Annotated in this window: 7 protein-coding genes; 4 read left to right on the top strand and 3 right to left on the bottom strand. The window is 61.4% G+C overall.

The window, feature by feature from the left end:
* The 3 genes from PHP91_RS16775 to recJ all read left to right on the top strand — a co-directional run.
* Window positions 1-653, top strand: a 653-nt coding sequence (locus PHP91_RS16775; RefSeq protein ID WP_366141602.1) for a tetratricopeptide repeat protein, incomplete at its 5' end; no start/stop codon positions are given.
* A gap of 52 nt (window positions 654-705) precedes the next feature.
* Window positions 706-1,569: an HDOD domain-containing protein gene (locus PHP91_RS16770; RefSeq protein ID WP_300143527.1), complete on the top strand. Its 864-nt coding sequence runs from the start codon at window positions 706-708 to the stop codon at window positions 1,567-1,569.
* Complete coding sequence (gene recJ, locus PHP91_RS16765; RefSeq protein WP_300143524.1) at window positions 1,569-3,272, top strand: single-stranded-DNA-specific exonuclease RecJ; 1,704 nt, start codon at window positions 1,569-1,571, stop codon at window positions 3,270-3,272. Before PHP91_RS16770 ends, recJ begins: the two co-directional genes overlap by 1 nt.
* Window positions 3,273-3,293: 21 nt before the next feature.
* Here the strand turns inward: recJ and PHP91_RS16760 are convergent, their stop codons facing one another.
* Window positions 3,294-4,034, bottom strand: a complete 741-nt coding sequence (locus PHP91_RS16760) for a hypothetical protein (protein ID WP_300143521.1) — start codon at window positions 4,032-4,034, stop codon at window positions 3,294-3,296.
* Between the two features lie 45 nt (window positions 4,035-4,079).
* On the opposite strand from PHP91_RS16760, the gene PHP91_RS16755 reads away from it, so the two are divergent.
* Entirely contained in the window at window positions 4,080-4,304 is a 225-nt protein-coding gene (locus PHP91_RS16755; RefSeq protein WP_300143518.1) for a tyrosine-type recombinase/integrase, read from the top strand.
* 372 nt (window positions 4,305-4,676) lie between these two features.
* Here PHP91_RS16755 and PHP91_RS16750 read toward each other — a convergent pair whose 3' ends face one another.
* Together PHP91_RS16750 and PHP91_RS16745 are read right to left on the bottom strand one after the other, a co-directional pair.
* Complete coding sequence (locus PHP91_RS16750; RefSeq protein ID WP_300143515.1) at window positions 4,677-5,339, bottom strand: RHS repeat-associated core domain-containing protein; 663 nt, start codon at window positions 5,337-5,339, stop codon at window positions 4,677-4,679.
* Window positions 5,340-5,621: 282 nt separating this feature from the next.
* Window positions 5,622-6,876 (bottom strand): RHS repeat-associated core domain-containing protein (locus tag PHP91_RS16745; protein ID WP_300143456.1); only part of this gene is annotated, 1,255 nt, incomplete at its 5' end.

Below are 6,876 nucleotides of genomic sequence, written 5' to 3'. Positions count from 1 at the left end.
GCGGCGGCGAGCTCGACGACGGCCGTTTCGAGGTCCAGCCCCTCAATTGCAACTACGTGCCCTCCGGCCCCAAGCAGGTGGTGGAGCGCGAGGAATTCCTCTCCAAGTTCAATCCCGAGCCCGAGTTCTACATGAGCACGGTCTATCCGGCCATGAAGGAGCTCAACGACACCATCGTGCGCGGCGAGGAGCTGCGCAAGCGCGGCGCGGCCTACAGCGCGGAGTTTGAGTTCAAGCGGGCCACAGCCGTGGACGAAGAGAACGTCCGCGCCAACTTCGGCCTGGGCCTGACCTATCTGGACCGGGGCGACCAGGCCAAGGCCAACGACATTTTCGAGCGCCTCGTCGGGCTCGACGCCGCCTTCGAGGAGGAGCACAAGCACCTCTTCAACGACTTCGGCATCAACATGCGCAAGAACAAGATGTACGACCAGGCCCTGGAGTACTACCTCAAGGCCGAGCAGTTGGTGAGGAACGACGAGCACCTGCTGCACAACATCGCGCGCTGCTATTGGGAAAAGGGCAACGTGAAGGGGTGCAAGGAGTACCTGCGCAGGAGTCTGCAGATCAACCCGGAGCTCAAGGAGAGCCGGATGTTCTGGGAATTCCTCAAAAGCAAGGGGTACGTGAAGGCCGACGAGGAGTCGGCATAGGCGAACCAAGCGGTCCCGGCCGGAGGGCGCGCGGACCGAGGAGCGGAGCGGCATGCATCAGGAAAACGTACAGGCCTTTTTGCGGGAGCTCCCCCGGATGCGGGAGGACCTTCCCTTTTCACCGGCTGTGCTCGGCCAGTTGTTCGCCCAGACGGGCGGCAGCTCCCTGGCCTCCCTGGAGCAGGTGGGCCAGACCCTGAGCAAGGACCAGGGGCTGACCACCCGCATCCTCAGCATGGCCAACTCCGCCTATTACGGCCTCCAGGCCGAGGTCCGCTCCGTGTCCCGCGCGGCCGCCGTGCTCGGCATGGCCGAGATTCGCAGCATCGTCCTCGCCCTGGGCATACACGGCCTGACCTCCCGCTATCCCATCCCCGAGGATTTCGACCTGGGCGAATACTGGAAGCACCAGTTCCTGGTGGCCATGATCGCCAAGGAGCTCTCGCACATGATCGACGTGGGCAAGCCCGACGCCCTGTTCACCGTGGGCATGCTCCACGACATCGGCAAGCTGATCATCGCCCTGCGCCGTCCCGACGACTGGCAGGCCATCCACGACCTGGCCGAGGACGAGGGCCTGACCGACGCCGAGGCCGAGGACGCCTACTGGGGGCTGGACCACGCCGTGGTCGGCGCGCTGGTGCTCAAGTCCTGGGACCTGCCCTCCGACCTGGTGGAGCCGGTCAACTGGCACCACGCCCCGGAGCTTTCGCCCGACCACTCCGGCGAGTCCATGCTCATCGCCCTGGCCGACCACGCGGCCCACGCCGTGGGGGGAGAGGGCGATGACAAGGCCGTGTGCAAGGTGGAGAGCCTGTGCCCGGACCTGGGCGTGGACCGTGACGAGATCATGGAGACCGCCGAGGAGCTGGCCGAGTCCGAAGACATCGAACAATTCGTGAGCCTGCTGTCGTAATGCCCTGCATCTGGAAGGCCAGAGGCGAGGGACGGCCGCAGGACCGCGAGTCCATGGCGGAGGCGCTCTCGGTTTCCCCGCTCATCATCGACATTTTGTGGAATCGCGGCCTGACCTCGGTGGGGGACATGGACCGCTTCCTGAGCCCCGGCCTTCGCCACCTGGTCGATCCCGAGACCATCCCCGGCCTCGCGGAGGCGGCCGACGTCCTGGCCGAGGGGCTGGCGGCGGGCCGCAGGCTCGCGGTCTGGGGCGACTACGACGTGGACGGCATCACCGCCACGGCACTGGTCAAGCAGTTCCTTTCCACGCGCGGCATCGACGTGCTCCACCACCTGCCCAACCGGCTGGAGGAGGGGTACGGCATGAACGTGGAGGGCGTGGAGCGGCTGGCCGCCCAGGGCGCGACCATGCTTCTCACCGTGGACTGCGGCATCTCGGACATCGCGCCCGTGGCCCGCGCCCGCGAGCTGGGCATGGTCGTGGTCGTGTCCGACCACCACATTCCCGGCGAGGTCCTGCCCGAGGGCCACGCCGTGTGCGACCCCGGCCTTGCGCCCGGCAACCCCTGCGCCGACCTGGCCGGGGTAGGCGTGGCCTTCATGCTCATGGGTGCGCTGAACCGGCGGCTGCCCGGCCCGCCCTCGGACGTCCGCCCGCTGCTCGACCTGGTGGCGCTCGGCACCATCGCCGACGTGGTCCCGCTCACGGGCCAGAACCGCATCCTGGTCAAGAACGGCCTGCTGCTCATCAAGGAGGCCAAACGGCCCGGCATGGCCGCCCTCAAGGTGGTCAGCGAATACGAGCGCGGGGCCGAGCTGGGCGCGGGGCAGATCGGCTACAACATCGCGCCGCGCATCAACGCGGCCGGGCGCATGGGCGGCCCCGACCGGGCCCTGGACCTGCTCCTGGCCGACAGTTTCGACGCGGCCATGCCCATCGCCGAGGAACTGAACCGGGTCAACATGGAGCGCCGCCGCCAGGAACAGGAGATTTCGGACGAGGCCATGACCCAGGCCGCGAGCATGACCGACCGTCTCGGCCTGGTCCTGCACGCGGACCACTGGCACCCCGGCATCATCGGCATCGTGGCCTCGCGCGTGGTGGAGAAGTTCTACCGGCCCACGCTCATCCTGTGCACGGCCGAGGACGGCTCGCTCTACAAGGGCTCGGGCCGGTCCATCCCGGAGTTCGACCTCCACGAGGGGCTCAAGGGAATGAGCGGGGTGCTGCAGGGGTTCGGCGGCCACAAGCAGGCGGCAGGGCTCTCCATTCTGCCCGGCGATCTCGACGCCCTGCGCGACGCCTTCCACGCCCAGGTGGAGGCCGCCCTGGGCCCGGAGCCGTTGACGCCCACCCTCAAGCTGGACCGCGAGTTGCCCTTTGCGGCCATCACCCACACCCTGCTCAAGGAGCTGGACCTGCTCCAGCCCTACGGCGTGGGCAACGCGGAGCCGCTCTTCGGTTCCGCGCCCGTGACCGTGGAGGAGGTGCGCCTCTTCGGCCGCGAGCGCGAACACGTCAAGCTGACCCTGGCCGACGCCACGACCGGCGCGCGCCTGCCCGGCAAGGCCTGGCGTTCGGCGGACGACTTCCCCCGCGACCTGCGGGGCCGTATGCTCCGCTTCGCCTTCACGCCCAAGATCGACACCTACCAGGGCATCCCCAAGATCGATCTGCGCATCCGCGACTGGAATTTCTAGCTGTGGAGTTGCAAGACGTGTTTACGGCTTTCCAATGAAGGGCTGAGGAGAAAACCGCAGAATCCGCTGTTGCAATTCAACGGTTTTCGCCCAGTTGGGGTCATCTTTGCCCGCCAGGTTTTTTAATCCCCAAACGATGGAATCGATTACCCATTGTTTGTCCGCATCGGAGTGCCATTCCAGAAGGGCTTCAATTCCTGAAGCTCTGTGGAAATAGATTTTACCAAGGATAAAAGAAGGTTCCTCGTCGGCCGAGTTCTCCTCGGAGACAATGAAATCCAGAAATATTTTGAGAAGCGAGGAATCTTTGGTCTTGAGCAGGGATTGCTCTATCCGTGGCCAGTTGTCCTCAATATAGCATTCATAAAAAGAAGAGCGGCACGCCCTGCCGCATTCTCCATCTTGGCGGGAATAATACTTTTTATAAATTTCATTGAGACCTATTTCCGTCTTCAAGAAAAGTCCCAAGTCCTCCATGTCGATTGGGGCCGCGGCAATAGGACGTGCGGCTCCGTCCTCGCGCTGCATGGCGTAGGGGGTGCGTTCACCTTCGCCGTATGCGAAGCGGTAGCCGGACTCGCCGTCATGGAAACCGTTCAGACGCAGGAAGTCCAGCCAGCGGTAGGCCTCCACGGGCTGCCCGTTGCGGTACTTGACCGCCCGGCGGCCCTGGTCGTCGTGGGTGAACTCGAAGACCTCGCCGGTTTTGCGCTTTTCGGCCTTCAGGAGCCGGTAATCCGTGCGTATCCCTAGAGTGGCCACCTCTCAACTAATATGGCCAAATCCTCTGGGCACGGGGAGCGCTTCGTGGACCGCCGCCGTTTCCTGGGACGCGCCTGCATCGCCGCCGGGGTGAAGCCCTTTGGCTACCATGCCATCCGGCACCTGACGGCCACGGAACTCTTCCACGCGGGGCATCCGGTGTCCCTGATCCAGCACATCCTGCGCCACAAGAACCCGAACACCACAGCCCGCTATCTGCACTCGCTCGGCCTCGACAACGCCCTCGAACGGATCGATGGAACCTTTTAGGCTGCGCCTGAATTAAAACGAAAAAGGAAAAGGCCGGGGCGAAAGCTCCGGCCTTTATTCTGAAGTTCAACTATTATGGCGCAAAACCGTGTAACCCCCAACACAAAAAAACAAACCCATTGAGGAGAAGCAGTGGCAAGCTGATGAGCGCTGAACTTAATCCCCACCAATAATATCGAAGGGGCTTCCTTCTATACTTCAAAAAAAAACCTAACAAAACAAACCATGGCAAAACCGGAACTATAATAACTGAACCAAACGAATTGAACAGACCACCCCATCGCCAGACATAGATGATCCACGGCAAGAGGGACGCAACACACAGCAGCATTGCTATAATTTCAGCCCTTGAATCATCTTCGTTACTTTTAATCATTTGAACCACCATATTGCTTTATCCCTATACCAGGATGCAGACTTTTCTGCACCTTTCTTGGGAGGCATCGGCCACTTTTGGGGATCATTGTCAAGTTTCTGCAAGCCATCAACCAATTCCTTGTCCGCCTTGTCTATCATCATGCGCTGCGTCTTATTCACATCACCCAAAATCGGTGTGTTTTTAATTTTCTCATGAGCAAGATCATGTTGCTTGTACAGGACGTCCGAGCTGTCGGTAGGCGAGGCATCCCCAATCTCTCCGCCAGTCTTCCCGCCGCTATAGTTTTTCCCACCCCAGTTACCATGCATGGGGCCATCAAGCAGGGAGCGCCCCTCTCCACCCCATGTAACGTCCTTTCGAGCTTCGTAAGCGTTGACAATTTCATTGGCTGCATCCTTCGCAAGAACTTGAGACAGCCATGCAAACAACCCCAGCGGATCATTCCCATTAACCGGATCATCCAAACAGTAGCCATACCAGTCCGGATCGCCGCCCTTGTCGCCCAACGGGTCGGGCGCAGTCCAACGCTCGGTGAAGGTGTCGTAGTCCCGGAACCCGAATCGGACGAAGCCCAAGTCCGGGTCGTGCAGCCCTCCGGCAAAGCCGATGGGGATGCGGAGGCCGGGGTTGGTGTCCTCGATGATTCCGCCGAACACGCGCCGCAACCAATTGAATACGCCCGAGGCTTTTGCCTCGGGCGTATCGGTGAATCTAGAGTGAAGACAGGACGACCGATGTCGCAAACGCACCAATGATGATAGATATGATCCCGTTGATAAGATTCTCACGCGGGTTCAGGCCTTCATCTTTGTTGAACCACCGTTTCCATGAAAACGAGCGAAGGTCTGTATGCCGAGAGTAATACCACTCTCGTATGAAGACGATTCCACCAACAGAGCAAACAATGCTTGCAATAATCCAAAAGATGAGACCTGCTGTCACTTTTCCCTCTTCTCGGTTCCCAGGGCTTTGCTCAGCCAAGAATCGGTGTATTCACTGCCAAAGGTTGAGCCGACAACACCTCCAAGGTTACTTGCATCTTTCAGCGGCTTGGGAGGTATGGTCTTGGGCGGTGTAATTCTGCCGATTTTTTTGCCAACAGCCTTACCTGCTTTTCCGAGCGCACCGCCGGCAGCACCACTTATTCCAGATACAGCAACTTTCCCGACATCATCGACTTTGCCTTTCTTGATATACTGGCTCCCGGCTTCATTCAAGGCAGCTGCGCCGCCACCAAACAGAAGGGTTGACCCCATACCTCCGCCCATGGTGCTCACCGCGCCGGTTGCAGCGCCCAAGCCGACCGATTTGGCATAGTCTCCTGTGCTCATCTGGCCGCTTCTCCAATCATCCCAATTGTCGTAGGCATTGGAGCCTGCACCAATCGCGGCTCCTGCAAGCGGGACCCATGCGAACAACCCCATGGGGTCCACCCCATTGACCGGATCATCCAAACAGTAGCCATACCAGTCCGGATCGCCGCCCTTGTCGCCCAACGGGTCGGGCGCGGTCCACCGGTCGGTGAAGGTGTCGTAGTCCCGCCAGCCGAACCGGACGAAGCCCAGGTCGCGATCGTGCAACCCTCCCGCGAAGCCGATGGGGATGCGGAAGCCGGGGTTGCTGTCCTCGATGATCCCGCCGAAGGGATCGTACAGGACCTCCTTTATCACCTCGCCGTCAGCATTGGCAACCACGCGCAGGGAGCCGACCTGATCGTAGAAAAGGTAGGCCACGGCTCCGTCCTCGCGCTGCATGGCGTAGGGGATGCGCTCCCCTTCGCCGTATGCGAAACGGTAGCCGGACTCGCCGTCGTGGAAACCGTCCAGGCGCAGGAAGTCCAGCCAACGGTAGGCCTCCACGGGTCGGCCGTTGCGGTACTTGACCGATCGGCGGCCCTGGTCGTCATGGGTGAACTCGAAAACCTCCCCGGTTTCGCGCTTCTCGGCCTTCAGGAGCCGGTAATCCGTGCCGTATTCGTAAAGCGTGTACTGCCCGCCGTGATTCCAGATGGACCGAAACCCGTTCTTGTCGTGGGTGTACATGTTGTTCCCCGCCATCCGCAGCCAGTTGTCCATGACCGAATACTCGAAGTTGCGGTAATGGGTGTCCAGGTGCGGAAAGTAGTCGCGGGAGCGGCGGCCTTCCCGGTCGTAGCCGATGTCGCAGACGGTCCGGCCATCCCTTTTCGCACCG

Source organism: Pseudodesulfovibrio sp. (genome assembly GCF_028692895.1).
Classification (GTDB): Bacteria; Desulfobacterota; Desulfovibrionia; order Desulfovibrionales; family Desulfovibrionaceae; genus Pseudodesulfovibrio.
Note: the sequence above shows the minus strand (reverse complement) of the source record. Positions and strands in the feature narration are given on the sequence as shown.

Bases quoted from the DNA above. Each gene is read 5' to 3' on its own strand.
- PHP91_RS16770 (WP_300143527.1), top strand. From the start codon at position 706: ATGCATCAGGAAAACGTACAGGCCTTTTTGCGGGAGCTCCCCCGGATG.
- recJ (WP_300143524.1), top strand. From the start codon at position 1,569: ATGCCCTGCATCTGGAAGGCCAGAGGCGAGGGACGGCCGCAGGACCGC.